A 14,614-nucleotide genomic window follows, 5' to 3' on the forward strand; every position below is an offset into this window, starting at 1 on the left:
GTGGTATAGGGTATGGAACTGGTCTCTGACTGGACTGAATCTGCTGCGTGACACGACGCTTGCGGCAAGTCGTTGAACCCTCGCGCCCTTCGGGAGTTCAAGTCTATGCGCCGAGCTCACTTTTCTCCGGCAGTAGCCGGTTGAAGACCGTCATGCCTGCAGGGATATACAGACTAGAAGAACAAGTTCACCACCGTTCTGGCCTCCGTAATGTTGGCGTGCTCGCCCTGCCTCTCGTCGATGTCGCGTTGACGTTCGCACCGTGATCCGTCAGGAGCGGTGCACAGCGCCGTGTAACGGACCGGCCATGAGGGGGTGCGATGACCATGCCGACGGATCTCCTGCAGCGCCTGACGAGCCTTGTCGGACCGGCCGGCGTCATCACGGACGGCTCCGATCTCGAACCCTATGCCGTCGACTGGCGCAGGCTCTTTCCGGGCAAGCCAGCCTGCGTGGTACGCCCCTTATCGACCGGGCAGGTCGCCGGGATCGTGCAGGTCTGCCGCGAAGCAGGGGTGGCCATCGTGCCCCAGGGCGGCAATACGGGGCTTGCCGGCGGCGCGGTGCCGGATCCGTCGGGCACCCAGGTCGTCCTGTCCCTCAACCGCATGGCGGCCATCCGCCATGTCGATCCCGTCGGTCTGACCATCGAGGCGGAGGCCGGGTGCATTCTTAAAGTCGCGCAGGACGCCGCTGCCGCTGCCGGCCGGCTCCTGCCGATCAGCCTGGCGGCCGAAGGTTCGGCTACCATCGGTGGGGTTGTGGCGGCCAATGCTGGCGGCGTGAACGTGCTGCGCTACGGCATGACCCGCAGCCTCGTGCTCGGCCTCGAAGTGGTGCTGCCGGATGGCACGGTTGCCAACGGCCTGCGCCGCCTGCGCAAGGACAATGCGGGCTATGACTGGAAGCAGCTTTTCATCGGCAGCGAGGGGACGCTCGGGATCGTCACGGCGGCCGTCCTCAGGCTCCTGCCGCGGCCGAAGTACGCCGTGACGGCGCTGCTCTCGGTGGCCGATCCGGCAGCCGCCCTGCGGCTCCTGGCGCTGGCACAGGACGAGCTGGGCGACCAGATCTCGGCTTTCGAGCTGATCTCCGCCACCTCCATGCAGCTCGTGGCCAAGCATGCCGGTTTGAAGGCTCCGATCACAGAAGGGGATTGGTTCGTGCTGATGGAAGCGGCCTCCAGCCTTGCCGGTGTGCGCGAAGCCGCCGAGACCATGCTGGGCTCAGCCTTCGAGCAGGAGATCGCACTGGATGGGGTCATTGCCGAATCGGGCGCCCAGGCGGCTCAGCTCTGGGCCCTGCGCGAGCATGTGACGGAATCGGAGGCGCGTGAGGGCAAGAGCGTCAAGCATGACGTCTCCGTGCCGCTCACGGAGGTGCCGCGCTTCCTCTCCGAGGCTGGAGATGCGCTGGCTGCCGGGGCGCCAGGAACGCGCGTGAATGCCTTCGGACACCTGGGCGACGGCAACATCCATTACAACGTGCTTGTCGACCCTGGCCACGATGCAAACCTCGTAAACCGCATCGTGCATGATGTCGTGGCGGCCTTCGGCGGCAGCATCTCGGCTGAGCATGGTATCGGCCAGTATCGGGTCGGGGAACTTGCCCGCTATCGCGCCTCAGCCGAGATGGACCTAGCGCGCACCATCAAGCGAGCGCTCGATCCCGACAATCGGCTCAATCCAGGCAAGGTGCTCCTGCCTTAAACCTGCTTCTCGACACGGCCCAGCATGTAGAATTCATCGTTCGGCCGCATGTTGCTGACATTGGCGAGACGGTTGGACATGGCGAAGAAGGCGGCAATCGCCGCGATGTCCCACACGTCTTCCTCGCTGAAGCCGTGGGCGCTCAGGCCTGAGATGTCTGCATCACCCACAGTATGGGCCTCTAGAGCCACCTTCATGGCGAAATCCAGCATCGCTCTTTGACGAGGCGTGATGTCAGCCTTGCGGTAGTTGATGGCGACCTGATCGGCGATCTGTGGGTTCTTGGCCCGGATGCGCAGGATCGCCCCGTGGGCGATGACGCAATACTGGCACTGGTTGGCGTTGCTGGTCGCCACCACGATCATCTCGCGCTCGGCCTTAGTGAGATTGCCGGGCTTGTCCATCAGGGCATCGTGATAGGCGAAGAAGGCGCGGAACTCGTCGGGCCGGCGGGCAAGGACCAGAAAGACGTTCGGCACGAAGCCGGACTTTTCCTGAACAGTCAGGATGCGCGAGCGAATGTCCTCCGGCAGATCGGCGATCTCAGGGATAGGGAAACGGCTGATCGGCGGCTTGCTCACGGGACACCTCTTCTCGATGGGCTTCTCCGGAGGATGCGCTCCAGAGGCTTCTTGCCAGATCGAGCTTATTCGGGTTGGATTCCGTAAACAACGTGTCCTGACCACAAGGAGAGCACCATGAGCGCCCAGCAGGCCTTGTCCCATGAGAGCATCCTGCTGCGCGAGGAGCAGGGCGGGGTGGTGACGCTGACGCTCAATCGCCCGGCGCAATTCAATGCCCTGTCCGAGGAGATGCTGGAGGCCCTCCAGGCTGCGCTCGACGATTTGAAGCAAGACGAGGCGGTTCGCTGCGTCGTCATCGCCGCATCGGGCAAGGCTTTCTGTGCCGGTCACGACCTCAAGCAGATGCGCGCCAACCCGCGCCAGGATTATTACGACGCCCTGTTCGCAAAGTGCAGCCGGGTGATGCAGGGCATCGTCAACCTGCCCGTGCCGGTGATCGCGAGGGTTCATGGCATGGCCACTGCCGCAGGCTGTCAGCTGGTGGCCTCCTGCGACTTGGCTGTTGCCGCCGAGAGCGCGACCTTCGCGGTGTCCGGGATCAATGTGGGATTGTTCTGCTCCACACCAGCGGTGGCGCTCTCGCGCAACGTCTCGCCGAAACATGCGTTCGACATGCTGGTGACGGGCCGCTTCATCTCATCCGCCGAGGCCTTGTCCTTCGGGCTCGTCAGCCGCATGGCGCCTGATGCTGGGCTCGATGAGGAGGTTGCTGCCTTGACGGCGAGCATCTGCGCGAAGAGCCCGGTGGCGATCCGCACGGGCAAGGCCATGTTCAGCCGCCAGCGCTCCATGGGTCTGGAGGAGGCCTATGCCTATGCGGGCAACGTCATGGCCTGCAACATGATGGCGGAGGATGCCGCAGAAGGTATCGATGCCTTCATCGAGAAGCGCAAGCCGGTGTGGAAGGGGCGCTGACATGCCTAACGGCTAGCTTGCATCCTTGTAGGCCCGCGCCATTTCCCTGAGCTGGAACTTCTGGATCTTGCCCGTGGACGTCTTGGGCAGCTCCGTGAAGATCACCGTTCGCGGACACTTGTAGGATGCGAGATTCTGGCGGCACCAGGCGATGATATCCTCGGCCGGGACCGACTGATCGGATTTCAACTCCACGAAGGCGCAGGGCGTCTCGCCCCATTTCTCGTCCGGCATGGCAACGACCGCGGCAGCCTGAATGGCTGGGTGCTTGTAGAGAACATCCTCCACCTCGATGGAGGAGATGTTCTCGCCGCCGGAGATGATGATGTCCTTCGAGCGATCCTTCAGCTGCACATAGCCGTCCGGATATTTCACCCCGAGATCGCCGGAATGGAACCAGCCGCCCTCGAAGGCCTTGGCCGTGCCGGCCGGGTTCTTGAGGTAGCCCTTCATGACCACGTTGCCGCGGAACATCACTTCGCCCAGAGTCTGACCGTCCGCCGGCACGGGCCGCATGGTCTCGGGATCAAGCACATCGAGGGATTCGAGTACCGGATAACGTACGCCCTGGCGCGCCTTCTTCGCCGCGTATTCTCCGGCATTGAGATCATCCCATTCCTGGTGCCATTCGTTGACGACGGCGGGACCATAGACCTCCGTCAGCCCGTAGAGGTGCGTGACGTCGAAGCCCGCAGTCTTCATGGCCGCAAGCACGGCCTCCGGCGGCGGAGCCGCCGCCGTCATGAACTTCACCGTGTGCGGCACAGGCCGTCTCTCGCTGTCGGTCGCATTGAGCAGCGTCGACATGACGATGGGCGCACCGCACAGATGCGTGACCTTGTGGTCGGCGAGTGCATCGTACATGGGCTTGGCCCGCACGGCACGCAGGCACACATGGGTGCCGGCCACGATGGAGAGCGACCAGGGGAAGCACCAGCCGTTGCAGTGGAACATGGGCAGGGTCCACAGATAGACCGGGTGCTGGCCCATGTCGCCCGTGATGATGTTGCCCATGGCGAGCAGATAGGCGCCGCGATGGTGATAGACCACGCCCTTCGGATCGCCCGTGGTGCCGGAGGTGTAGTTGAGCGTGATCGCATCCCACTCGTCCTGCGGCGGGCTCCAGGCGAAGCCCGGATCGCCCTGGCTCAGGAGTTCTTCATATTCCATGCTGCCGAGGCGCTCGCCCGGGCCGGTGAATTCCGGATCGTCATAGTCGATGACGAGGGGCTTGACCGAACTCATCTCGATGGCCGCCTTGATAGTGGCGGAGAATTCCCTGTCCGTGATCAGAACCTTGGCCTCGCTGTGCTCCAGGGAGAAGGCGATGATCTTCGCGTCCAAGCGAGTGTTGAGGGTATTGAGCACCGCACCGGCCATCGGCACGCCGTAGTGGCATTCGAGCATGGCCGGTGTGTTCGGCAGCATCACCGACACCGTATCGCCCCGCCCGATGCCGCGCTGGGCCAAAGCTGAGGCCAGGCGTCGCGAGCGCGCATAGAGGTCGCGATAGTTGCGCCTTAGCGCTCCATGAATGACGGCGATCCGGTCCGGATGCACGCTCGCTGCCCGCTCCAGGAAGCTGAGGGGCGTCAGCGGCTGGTAGTTCGCCGGGTTCTTGTCAAGATCGGTGTCGTAGATGCTCGGAGCCACGTCTGGTCCTCCTCTTAGCTACGAGTATCGCCATGGGGGAGGGGCCTGACAATCCTACCAAATATCAGGGACGGGGCTCAGGCCATTGCCGAGGCAACGGCCCTCTGCGCTTTCGCCGTGATTTCATCCCAGGCCTGAGCGCGGATGTCCGAGGTTGGGCATATCCATGAGCCGCCGATGGCCACCACGTTGGGAAGGGCGAGCCAATCCTTGGCGTTCTTCTCATCGACGCCGCCCGTGGGGCAGAAGCGCGCCTGCGGGAACGGTCCTGCGAGACCCTTCAGGGCGGGAATGCCGCCTGCTGCGACGGCGGGGAAGAACTTGACGGTCTGAAAGCCATGAGCCAGCGCCATCATCAGTTCGGACGCCGTTGCAATCCCGGGAATGAACGGCATCTCGCTTCGGGACGCAGCCTCAAGCAGGTCCGGCGTGGCGCCGGGGCTCAGGGCATAGCGGGCGCCGAGTCCTTGAGCGCGCTCCAGATCCTTCGGTGTCAGAACCGTGCCGATGCCGACGATGGCCTCCGGCACGTCCCGGATGATGGCTGCCGCCGCATCGGCCGCCGCCGGCGTGCGCAGGGTGATCTCGAGAAGGCGCAGTCCACCTGCCACCAGGGCGCGTGCGAGAGGAACCGCATCCTCCACGCGCTCCAGGGTTATGACCGGGACGACGGGGCCGGCGCGTAGCAGATCGGCAAGCTGCCGGTCGCGGGTTTCGGCAAGAGCTGACAAATCTTGGGTCATCCGAGGAACTCCTTGAGCGATGTGTTCATGCAGGGCGGCTCACAGTCGGGGCATCGCGTCGCGAGGGATGATGGCACCACGATAGCGCACCACTTGGCCGGCAAGGCGATGACCTGCCTGGGCTGCTGCCTCAGGGCTCTTCCCCAAAAGGCGCGCGTGCAGATAGGCCGCCGCGAAGCTGTCGCCGGCTGCGGTCGTGTCGACCACATCGTCCGCAGGTGTGCCCGGAACGACGATCTCCTTGCCCTGCAACATAACCCGGCACGTCAGATCCGGATACTTGAGGACGATTTCCGACCGATCCGAGAAGGCCAGCAGTTCATCCGCCCCGGTGCCTCCGAACAGCAGCTCGAGGTCTTCCGTCGACGCAAGAATGATGTCGGCGCATTCGAAGGCTTGCCGGAAGGCCTTTCGCGCAATCTCCTGATCCGGCCAGCCCCGTGGGCGGAAGTTGGTGTCGAAAGCCACGCGCTTTCCAGCCGAGCGCACCTCGCGCAAGGCGTCAAACAGGCGCTCGCGTCCTTCGTCTCCGTAAAGGGACAGCGAGATGGCCGAGAAATAGACGAGGTCGTCGTTGGCGAGAGAGGCGATGATCGTGCGGGCTTCCGGCACCTGGAACAGCAGACGAGCGGCCGCGGTCTCGCGCCAGTATGAAAAGCGGCGTTCGCCTTTGGGATCCGTCTGTATGATGTAGAGGCCAGGCAGGCGGCCGGCCAGGCGCAGCACGCGGCTCGTGCCCACGCCCTCCGTCTCCCACGCGGCCATCAGCTCATCGCTCCAGCTGTCGTCTCCAAGGGCGGTGATGTAATCGACCTGTGAGCCGAGGCGGGCGAGATAGACAGCCGTGTTGAGGGTGTCCCCGCCGAAGCTGCGGGATAGCCTGCCATCGGCCTCCTCCCGAAGCTCGATCATGCATTCACCAATGCAGGCGACCCGTGTCATGCTTTCACCGTGGCGTTGCTCTGTCCCGCTAGGAAATATGATGGGACGATGCTCTTTGTCGATCCGAATATTGCGATCTTTCGCTTGGCCCACTTAGCAATTGGGATCAGGTCTCTCATCGAGACCTGATGCTGTCATGAAGACCTTACGGTCTCGCTCATATGCCCAAGGTAGATTTCGAACTGATTCTGCCACGGGCCCTTACCTTGCCGACAATGAGCCGAAACCGCATGGGATTGTCCGTGCAACATAGCGGTTCCTTTGAATGCGAAGCAGCATCCAAGCAGCCATTGACGAGATATGGGCAAGTATCCCTCTACTATTGTGCGTAAAACTAACTTTGCCACTTTAATTCCTGGCTGAACGCGCTAATGAGGATCTGCTGTCTTATGCATTCACCGTCGAAATAAGGAGTTCCTGATGGCCAAGACTGCAACCAAGGTTTCCTCTAAGAAGGCCCCGGCCAAGAAGGCTGCGGCGCCGAAGGCTGCAGCAAAGGCAAAGTCGAAGACCGCAAAGGCGCCTGCCAAGGCTGCCGGCAAGGCGGCTGCGACCAAGGCTGCGAGCAAGACTTCGAAGGCATCCGTGAAGAAGACCGCGAAGGCTTCGGCTTCGTCTGCTTCCCCGATCCTGACGCTGCGCAACATTGCCGATCGTCTCTCCGAGATGCACGAAGTTCCCAAGCGCCAGGCCAACGAGATGTTGAACCAGGTGGTCGAGATGATCGCCAAGAGCCTGAAGAAGGGCGACAAGATTCGCCTGAGCGGCCTCGGCATCCTGCAGGTGCGCAAGCGCGCTGCCCGCATGGGCCGCAACCCGCAGACCGGAGAGCCCGTGAAGATCAAGGCCTCGAAGAAGATCGCTTTCCGCGCGGCCAAGGACCTCAAGGACTCCATCTGATCGAATCTGATGCGTCGAAGAGGGATCTCTTCAACCGCAGAGGGCGCCAGATCTCTCCACAAGCAAGGCAGGAAACTGCCTTGCTTTTTTGTTGCCCTGCGCCTGCGGTGCATGAGTTCTTTGGCTTTTATAGTGTCACTGGCACTGCAACTGTGACGTTCAGGTGGACCCCGAATGGGACAGCCCTAGAACAGGAGGGTGCATGACGATCACCCTCAACCGCAGCGCCGCTCCAGCATCATGCGGGTCATCCTTGCCCGGCTGGTGCTTGCTCTCGCGCTCGGGGTTGCTGTCGCTTCAGGATTGATGCGGGTCGGTTTTCTCGACATTCCGAACAGGTTCAATCCGTTTGCGCCTTTGAGAATCGCGGAGGATGTCAATTGGCTGACCCGCTTGAAACTCTCCCGTCTCGAGCGCGATCGCAGGCAGTGTCTGGCTGTGCTGGACGAATCGCCGGTTTCGCACAGATCTGTGCCGGATCGTGCATCGGAGGACGGCTGCGGGTTATCGAATGCCGTTGAGGTGTCTAGATCCTCGGTCGACTTGAGCGGGACTTTCACGGCCACCTGTCCGCTGACGGTGGCTTGGGCTCTGTTCGAGCAGCATGTCCTGCTTCCGGCTGCGCGGGACCATCTCGGACAGGAGATCGTGAGGGTCACGCATTTCGGCACTTATGCCTGCCGGAACATCAATCATCGAGCCGGCGGGCGGCGCAGCGAACATGCCACCGCCAATGCCATCGACATTGCAGGCTTCGTCCTCGCCAATGGGCAGCAGATCACGGTGAAGGATGACTGGGCCGGAGGCGATAGACGCCAGACGGCATTTCTAAGGGCTCTGAGAGACGGAGCCTGCCGCTTCTTCGATGTGGTGCTCAGCCCCGATTACAACGAGGCTCACCACGATCATTTCCATTTTGATATGGGGTCTTACCGGGCGTGCCGGTAACGAACCCCATATTCGCTAAGTAGCAAGCCTATCAGTTCATCGCGTAGCTGGGAGCCTCACCCATCTGAGCCGCCTTGGCAGCCAGAAGGAGGGCTTCGCCGAGTTCGCGGGCATGCTCGGGGGTCATGGCCACCGGCATCTGACGCCGGATGCCCTGCTCGTATTCTTCAGGCGTTGTTGCGAGTTCGATCACCATCATCGCGTCCCGACCGTCGAGCGTGCCGACGGAGAAGCTGGTGAGAGCGCCGATCAGGTCCATATCTGGTTTCATTTTTTGCCCCTTGCGTAGCGTAACTGAAACCTACTGAACTCCCCGATCCTTGTCTGCTCTGCGTATAGAGAGTGGATTTTGTTGCGTTTGGCTTTTTCGGGATATCTTATTGAAATGAAAGATATTTTTTCAATGCAAGATGCTCAAAAAGACCTAAAAATCCGTTTGGGCCGCTTGGCCAGTCGCAGAATTAGTGGCTGCTCCCGCGTATCAAATGCCTGGTTGAGGCGTTGACAGGCTCAGCCTTGGCAGCGGTCGATGGATCGGGAGCCGGGGGCGGAGGTGGTCATGGCGAACAGGCTCCTGAGTACTCTCGCGTTTTTTCTTCTGGCTGGCGAAGTTCTTGCGGCCGGACCCATCGCTCCCGAAGCAGAACTCGATGTCGCGCTCGTCATTGCCGTCGATGTCTCCTCGTCCATGGAAGGCGAAGAGCAGGGCCTGCAGCGCGAGGGGTTCGTGGAGGCGTTCCGATCCTCCCTCGTGCATGAAGCCATTGGAAACGGCCTTCATGGTCGAATCGCCGTGACATATGTGGAATGGTCGGGCACCAAGGACCAGCGCGTTCTCGTGCCGTGGACCATCATCGACAGTCCCGATAGGGCGCTCTCATTCGCCAATCACCTGTCCTACCAGCCCGTTCGCCAAGCTGGAATGACATCGATTTCCGGCGTTGTCGATCACAGCCGCAAGCTGTTCGAGCAGCTGGGTGGAACTCCAATCCGCCGTGTCGTCGACGTGTCCGGGGATGGTCCCAACAACGATGGCCGTCACGTCACCTACGCGCGGGATGAGGCTGTTGCAGATGGCATCGTCATCAATGGTCTGCCGATCATGTTCAGGCGAGCCTCAGGTAGCAAGGAACTGCAGGATCTCGATCTCTACTTCAAGGAATGCGTGATCGGCGGTGTCGGTTCTTTCGTTCTGCCCATGCACGATCCCGAGCAGTTCGCCATGGTCATCCGCACGAAGATCATGCGCGAGATTGCAGGGATCGGTGATGCCGTCCCCCGTATCGTCCCAGCTCAGGCCAGCATGCCGAGCATGAATTGCGTGACGGGCGAGAAGCGCAAGCAGGAAGATCTGCTGAGTCAGGAGAGAAAGCCGTAGCAGGAGCACGAAGGGCCAGGCACCGATAGATGCCTGGCCCTTCACGCATTCGTCGCTGCAATTGGCCTTACTTCATCAGGCCCGCCGCCCTGAGGGCTTTCGTGATCACCGAGCCCACATCCAAATGCGACGGGGTTGGAATGGGGGCCTCCTGTCGCGGCTTGCGTGTGGCGCTGTGGGCCGCCCACTCATCTGCTGCAGGCTGGTTATCGATGACCATTGTAGGCGGCTTGTGTCGAACCGGCTCCGATGTGGCACGGATCCGCGAGGTGTCAGCGACCTGCTCGGTGAGGCCCCAGAACTCTGCGATCCGGTAGCTCGAAGAGATGCCCACATCGAGAAGGAAGGGGCCGGCCGCGCCATAGCTGTTCTTATCGTCGCCGACGGCGAGCGGCGTGCCATGCGCCATGCCGGTGATGACATACTCCTCGATGACATCCTCGCCGGCCGCGTTGGTCCAGACACGGCGCGGATAGCCGTCGACGGTTTCACTGAAGCTGGGGCTCGACTTGAGACCGTGGACATCCGTCCATTGCTTGACGATCTCGCCCGCGTTCATCGGCTTCACGGTAGCATCGGCGCTGCCGTGCCAGACGGAGACCTTGGGCCATGGCCCCTGATGGGACGAGGCGTTGCGCACGAGGCCTCCCCATTCCTGCGCCGAACGGGTCTGGCCCTGGAACATGCATTCGAAAGCCTCCGGGACGCTGGTGGCGCAGTGGTAGGGAAGGCCGGCGATGATCGCCCCGCTGGCGAACACATCCGGGTAGGCGGCGAGCATGGTCGCGGTCATTGCCCCGCCGGCCGAAAGCCCGGTGACGAAGACGCGGCTGCGATCCACATCGTGCTGCTTGATCGCGTGCTCCACCATTTGCCGGATCGAGTGGGCCTCGCCCTTGTCGCGCTCGATGTCTCCGGCCTGGAACCAGTTGAAGCAGCGTTTCGGGTTATTCGCATCCTGCTGCTCGGCATAGAGCACGACGAAGCCGTATCGGTCCGCCAAAGAGGACCAGCCGGAGCCGTAGTCATAGCCCGCTGCCGTCTGCGTACAGCCATGCAGAACGACCACAAGGGCCGGAGAGGGGAAGGCGGATTCCGGCACATGTGTCAGCATGCGCAGATTGCCCGGATTGGAGCCGAAGCCGACAATCTCGGTCAAACGGCTCGGTATGGTTGAGCTTTCGAAAAACGCCCCCGCTGCCTTGGAGGCTTTCATATTGGTTTCCCACTGACGCCGGTGGCGCGCCAGCTGCTGAATCATCTGACCTAAGCGTTGCATTATCGTTTGGCCCTTCCGGGTAAGATAAGATCTGAAGCTAACGCTGATATGGGGCTTATGTTGCAATGCACAATAGATATGATGCGATGCAATAATTCGGATCCGTGGAGCTCCATCCCGTCGCCAGAAACCTGGGGAACTTGGAGAACCTGAGATCCTCCTAGGGCTCAAAAAAGTTCAGGCCGGGACATGCTCATGTCTCGGCCTGTTGCTTTAATCAGGGGCGCTTGTCGGACGAGCGCTTCTTGTCCTTCGGTTTCTTGAAATCCTTCGGACCCTTAGCAGACGGCGGCCCCTTGCGTGCAGGGTGAGCGCTTCGCTCGTTCGGGCCATGGCTCTTGGGTCCATTGCCCTTCGGTCCGCTCCAAGGCTTCGCATCGCGCGGCTTGCCGGGTCCTGCCTTGCCGAATCCTGGCTTTCCAGGCCCTGCATCGGCAGGTTCGATGCTGATGTCCTCGTCATTGGTCTTGCGCACGGCAGAGGCGAATTTCGAGGCCTGAGACTTCACGATCTCGAACTTCGTCTCCCGGTCGAAGATCTTGATCGAGCCGATCTCCTTCTTCGTCACGTGGCCGAGGCGGCAGATGATCGGCAGCAGCCAGCGGGGATCCGCGTTATTGCGGCGCCCGACGCTCATACGGAACCACACCATGTCCTCGGACGACCGTTCGAAGCCGCCCTCGGATGAATCCCGGCCCCGTTCCCTCGGGCCGCGGCCGCGCTCCTCGGTCCGCTCGCGCTTGTCCTTGCGCTGGCGCGGCTCGTGGTCGGAGCCCGCATCGACGAGCTCCTCCGGCGCCGGCAGCCGGGAGCGGTTGAAACGCACAAGGGCGTTGGCGATTTCCTCCGCCGAGCGCTCGGCGAGCAGCGCACGGGCCATGGCCAGATCCTCTTCCGTCGCCTCTTCGGCGAAGATCGGATCCTGCATCAGCCGCTCCCGGTCGCGGACCCGGATTTCGTCTGCTGACGGTGGGCCGGCCCAGGTCACGTCGACGCCTGCCATGTCCACGAGCCGCTCGGCCTTGCGGCGGCGGGTATAGGGCACGAGCAGGACGCAGGTGCCCTTACGTCCTGCGCGGCCCGTGCGGCCGCTGCGGTGCAGGAGCGTCTCATGGTCGTTCGGCAGGTCGAAGTGGATTACGAGGCCGAGATCGGGCAGATCGATGCCGCGGGCGGCCACATCGGTCGCGACGCAGACCCGGGCGCGTCCGTCACGGAGCGCCTGCAACGCATGGCTGCGCTCGCTCTGTGTCAGTTCGCCCGAGAGAGCGACCGCAAGGAAGCCACGCTCGAGCAGGCTGGCATGCAGGTGCCGCACTGCCTCGCGGGTATGGCAGAACACCATGGCGCCACGGCTCTCATAGAAGCGCAGCACGTTGACCACTGCATGCTCGACCTCGTTGGGCGCGCACCGGAGCGCGCGATAATCGATATCGCCATGCGGCTGGTTCTGGACCAGGGTGTCGATGCGGTGCGCATCGCGCTGGTAGCGGCGCGCCAATGCGACGATGTTCTTCGGCAGGGTTGCGGAGAACAGCAGGGTGCGCCGGCCTTCAGGCGTCGCATCGAGAATGAACTCCAGATCCTCGCGGAAGCCGAGATCGAGCATCTCGTCGGCCTCGTCGAGCACGACGACGCGCATCTTGGAGGTGTCGAGGCGGCCACGCTCCAGGTGGTCGCGCAGGCGGCCCGGGGTGCCGACCACGATATGGCAGCCATCGGCCAGCGCCCGCGCCTCGCGGCGCACATCCATGCCGCCGACGCAGGAGACGACCCGCGCACCGGCCGGACCGTAGAGCCAGATCAGCTCCCGGTTGACCTGGAGGGCGAGCTCGCGGGTCGGCGCGATGATCAGGGCCAGGGGCTCGCGCGGAGCCTCGAAGCGCTCGGCATCGCCCAGAAGGGTGGAAGCCATGGCAAGGCCATAGGCGACCGTCTTGCCGGAGCCCGTCTGGGCGGAAACGAGGAGGTCCCGATCGAGAGCGTCCGGCTGCAGCACGGCGGCCTGGACGGGGGTCGGGTCGTTGTAGCCTTTGTCGGCCAGGGCACGTTCGAGGCTGGGATTGGACTTAGGGAAAGGCATGAGAATGGGCTGAACCGTTTCAAGAGGAGCCCTCAAGGGCTCCGGTAAGGATGATCAGCCGGAGGCAGCGGCGTCGTCTATTTCGTCGATGGACACCAGGAACACGACATCGATATCGAGGTCGTCATCATCGTCTTCGCCGTCTTCGTCGACCTCGTCCTCTTCGTCCAGGGCCTCATAGAAGGCATCGATCTCGTCTTCCGATGCGGGCCGAGTCGTCAAGGCAGCTGAGCCGTCCCAGAGGGAGCGGCTCTCGCTCTTAAACGACTTTAAGTCATCTTTAAAGCTCTCGCTGAGAAAGAGTTCGCGGGCCTGCTCCTCTTCAGCGTTCGTCACGGCAACCGCTTTGCCGGCTATCTCCAGGGTGACCATGGCTCATCCTTTGCCGCTGCAATGGGATCCAAGTCACTAACGCTCAAGCCACGGATTCGATCAAACCGATCCTGCGTAAGCCTTTTCGGGGCCCAAGGAAGGGTGTGAACAGCCTTTGAGACCAGTATGGACATGAGGCGACCAATATGAGACCAGTTAAGCTGTGAACGTGACTGGCTCCACCTTCTGCTTCCGGTCCTTGGATCGGCTTTCCCTGACTGGCTCCCGCTTTAACGAGGACGGAGCCGGCCTGCGCGGCCGTTTCGCCTGGATCATCGATGGAGCCACTGGTCTTTCCAACGAGCAGCTGACCTCCGGGGGCAGCGATGCCGCTTGGCTTGCCACCCTGATGGACGAGAGGTTGGCGGCCCTGTCCGGAGCGGAAGCCGCCGATATGCTGCTGCGCCGCCTGGAGGCCGATATCGGGTCAGCCTTTGGGGAAGAGACCGCGCATGTTTCGGAGGTCAACGACCATCATACTCCCTCTGCGTGCCTCGGACTGATTGAGGTGACCCAGGGGGAGGGCGATCTCCTCAGGCTCCAGGGGCTTATCCTGGGCGATGTGATCGTCCTCGTGCCGTCGGAGCATGGGATTGCCCGCTGGAGCGACGAGCGGGCAAAGCCTTTCGAGCGGAAGACGCTGGCAGCTCTCGGTGCCCAGCCGCATGAGCCGGGACAGATCCCCGAAGCCGTAAGGCGCCAGATTTTGGAGAACCGCGCCCGGCTCAACCAACAGGACGGCTACTGGGTCGTAAACCCACGTCGGCCCTGGGCCGGACAGGAGCTGCGGTTCGAGGCTCAGGTGAGGCCGGGTGCGCCCATCGTGCTCGCCACCGACGGCTTCATGCGGCTCGTGGATGTGTTCGGGGCCTATTCGGACGCTGAAATTTACGACCGGCTCGCTACCGGAAAGGGGCGGGATCTGTTGGAGGAATTGCGGGAAAGGGAGCGAGGCGACCTCATGGCAGGCGCCTATCCTCGTGTTAAAACACACGACGACGCCACCTTTCTCGTCATTGCAGCCGAGCGATCGAGCTGAACAAGTTCCGCAAGGTCTGTTCAAAAGGCAGGCTCTGCGGTGGGAGGACAAGGACTTCAACAATGAGGG

General features: G+C 62.4%; 14 protein-coding genes. 6 read left to right on the forward strand and 8 right to left on the reverse strand.

Annotated features, from left to right (window positions below; genetic code table 11):
* The first annotated feature begins 320 nt into the window (after window positions 1-320).
* On the forward strand, window positions 321-1,709 hold the full coding sequence (locus VB618_RS12280; RefSeq protein WP_329796951.1) for an FAD-binding oxidoreductase: 1,389 nt from the start codon (window positions 321-323) through the stop codon (window positions 1,707-1,709).
* Here VB618_RS12280 and VB618_RS12285 read toward each other — a convergent pair.
* On the reverse strand, window positions 1,706-2,290 hold the full coding sequence (locus VB618_RS12285) for a peroxidase-related enzyme (RefSeq protein WP_329796952.1): 585 nt from the start codon (window positions 2,288-2,290) through the stop codon (window positions 1,706-1,708). The two genes, VB618_RS12280 and VB618_RS12285, sit on opposite strands and share 4 nt — an antisense overlap.
* Before the next feature lie 117 nt (window positions 2,291-2,407).
* On the opposite strand from VB618_RS12285, the gene VB618_RS12290 reads away from it, so the two are divergent.
* Entirely contained in the window at window positions 2,408-3,208 is an 801-nt protein-coding gene (locus tag VB618_RS12290; protein ID WP_329796953.1) for an enoyl-CoA hydratase, read from the forward strand.
* Window positions 3,209-3,220: 12 nt separating this feature from the next.
* Here VB618_RS12290 and VB618_RS12295 read toward each other — a convergent pair whose 3' ends face one another.
* The 3 genes from VB618_RS12295 to VB618_RS12305 form a co-directional block, all read right to left on the reverse strand.
* Window positions 3,221-4,861 (reverse strand): acyl-CoA synthetase, encoded by a 1,641-nt coding sequence (locus tag VB618_RS12295; RefSeq protein ID WP_329796954.1) that lies wholly within the window; start codon window positions 4,859-4,861, stop codon window positions 3,221-3,223.
* A 77-nt stretch (window positions 4,862-4,938) separates the two neighbouring features.
* The gene (eda, locus tag VB618_RS12300; protein WP_329796955.1) at window positions 4,939-5,604 is read right to left on the reverse strand and encodes a bifunctional 4-hydroxy-2-oxoglutarate aldolase/2-dehydro-3-deoxy-phosphogluconate aldolase; all 666 of its coding nucleotides are present in this window, start codon (window positions 5,602-5,604) and stop codon (window positions 4,939-4,941) included.
* 39 nt (window positions 5,605-5,643) lie between these two features.
* On the reverse strand, window positions 5,644-6,546 hold the full coding sequence (locus VB618_RS12305; RefSeq protein WP_329796956.1) for a sugar kinase: 903 nt from the start codon (window positions 6,544-6,546) through the stop codon (window positions 5,644-5,646).
* Between the two features lie 420 nt (window positions 6,547-6,966).
* Here VB618_RS12305 and VB618_RS12310 point away from each other — a divergent pair, with 420 nt between their 5' ends.
* Window positions 6,967-7,446 (forward strand): HU family DNA-binding protein, encoded by a 480-nt coding sequence (locus VB618_RS12310; RefSeq protein ID WP_329796957.1) that lies wholly within the window; start codon window positions 6,967-6,969, stop codon window positions 7,444-7,446.
* A gap of 198 nt (window positions 7,447-7,644) precedes the next feature.
* Window positions 7,645-8,394 carry an extensin-like domain-containing protein gene (locus VB618_RS12315; protein ID WP_329796958.1) on the forward strand — a complete coding sequence of 250 codons (750 nt, stop codon included), beginning with the start codon at window positions 7,645-7,647 and terminating at the stop codon, window positions 8,392-8,394.
* A 31-nt stretch (window positions 8,395-8,425) separates the two neighbouring features.
* On the opposite strand, the gene VB618_RS12320 is transcribed toward VB618_RS12315, so the two are convergent.
* Entirely contained in the window at window positions 8,426-8,665 is a 240-nt protein-coding gene (locus VB618_RS12320) for a hypothetical protein (RefSeq protein WP_183447719.1), read from the reverse strand.
* Between the two features lie 288 nt (window positions 8,666-8,953).
* On the opposite strand from VB618_RS12320, the gene VB618_RS12325 reads away from it, so the two are divergent.
* Window positions 8,954-9,772, forward strand: a complete 819-nt coding sequence (locus VB618_RS12325) for a DUF1194 domain-containing protein (protein ID WP_329796959.1) — start codon at window positions 8,954-8,956, stop codon at window positions 9,770-9,772.
* Between the two features lie 67 nt (window positions 9,773-9,839).
* Here VB618_RS12325 and VB618_RS12330 read toward each other — a convergent pair whose 3' ends face one another.
* The 3 genes from VB618_RS12330 to VB618_RS12340 all read right to left on the reverse strand — a co-directional run bounded on the left by VB618_RS12330 (window position 9,840) and on the right by VB618_RS12340 (window position 13,506).
* On the reverse strand, window positions 9,840-11,051 hold the full coding sequence (locus VB618_RS12330) for an extracellular catalytic domain type 1 short-chain-length polyhydroxyalkanoate depolymerase (RefSeq protein ID WP_442931763.1): 1,212 nt from the start codon (window positions 11,049-11,051) through the stop codon (window positions 9,840-9,842).
* 217 nt (window positions 11,052-11,268) lie between these two features.
* Window positions 11,269-13,134, reverse strand: a complete 1,866-nt coding sequence (locus VB618_RS12335) for a DEAD/DEAH box helicase (protein WP_329796961.1) — start codon at window positions 13,132-13,134, stop codon at window positions 11,269-11,271.
* A gap of 54 nt (window positions 13,135-13,188) precedes the next feature.
* On the reverse strand, window positions 13,189-13,506 hold the full coding sequence (locus tag VB618_RS12340; protein ID WP_329796962.1) for a hypothetical protein: 318 nt from the start codon (window positions 13,504-13,506) through the stop codon (window positions 13,189-13,191).
* Window positions 13,507-13,669: 163 nt separating this feature from the next.
* Here VB618_RS12340 and VB618_RS12345 point away from each other — a divergent pair, with 163 nt between their 5' ends.
* Entirely contained in the window at window positions 13,670-14,545 is an 876-nt protein-coding gene (locus tag VB618_RS12345; RefSeq protein WP_329796963.1) for a hypothetical protein, read from the forward strand.
* Window positions 14,546-14,614 lie beyond the last annotated feature (69 nt).

This window comes from Microvirga sp. CF3062, from assembly GCF_036314045.1.
Classification (GTDB): domain Bacteria; phylum Pseudomonadota; class Alphaproteobacteria; order Rhizobiales; family Beijerinckiaceae; genus Microvirga.

Excerpts from the sequence above, each read along its gene's own strand:
- VB618_RS12290 (WP_329796953.1), top strand. The coding sequence starts at position 2,408 with ATGAGCGCCCAGCAGGCCTTGTCCCATGAGAGCATCCTGCTGCGCGAG.
- eda (WP_329796955.1), bottom strand. The coding sequence starts at position 5,604 with ATGACCCAAGATTTGTCAGCTCTTGCCGAAACCCGCGACCGGCAGCTT.
- VB618_RS12325 (WP_329796959.1), top strand. The coding sequence starts at position 8,954 with ATGGCGAACAGGCTCCTGAGTACTCTCGCGTTTTTTCTTCTGGCTGGC.
- VB618_RS12280 (WP_329796951.1), top strand. The coding sequence starts at position 321 with ATGACCATGCCGACGGATCTCCTGCAGCGCCTGACGAGCCTTGTCGGA.
- VB618_RS12310 (WP_329796957.1), top strand. The coding sequence starts at position 6,967 with ATGGCCAAGACTGCAACCAAGGTTTCCTCTAAGAAGGCCCCGGCCAAG.
- VB618_RS12335 (WP_329796961.1), bottom strand. The coding sequence starts at position 13,134 with ATGCCTTTCCCTAAGTCCAATCCCAGCCTCGAACGTGCCCTGGCCGAC.
- VB618_RS12320 (WP_183447719.1), bottom strand. The coding sequence starts at position 8,665 with ATGAAACCAGATATGGACCTGATCGGCGCTCTCACCAGCTTCTCCGTC.
- VB618_RS12340 (WP_329796962.1), bottom strand. The coding sequence starts at position 13,506 with ATGGTCACCCTGGAGATAGCCGGCAAAGCGGTTGCCGTGACGAACGCT.
- VB618_RS12305 (WP_329796956.1), bottom strand. The coding sequence starts at position 6,546 with ATGACACGGGTCGCCTGCATTGGTGAATGCATGATCGAGCTTCGGGAG.
- VB618_RS12330 (WP_442931763.1), bottom strand. The coding sequence starts at position 11,051 with ATGCAACGCTTAGGTCAGATGATTCAGCAGCTGGCGCGCCACCGGCGT.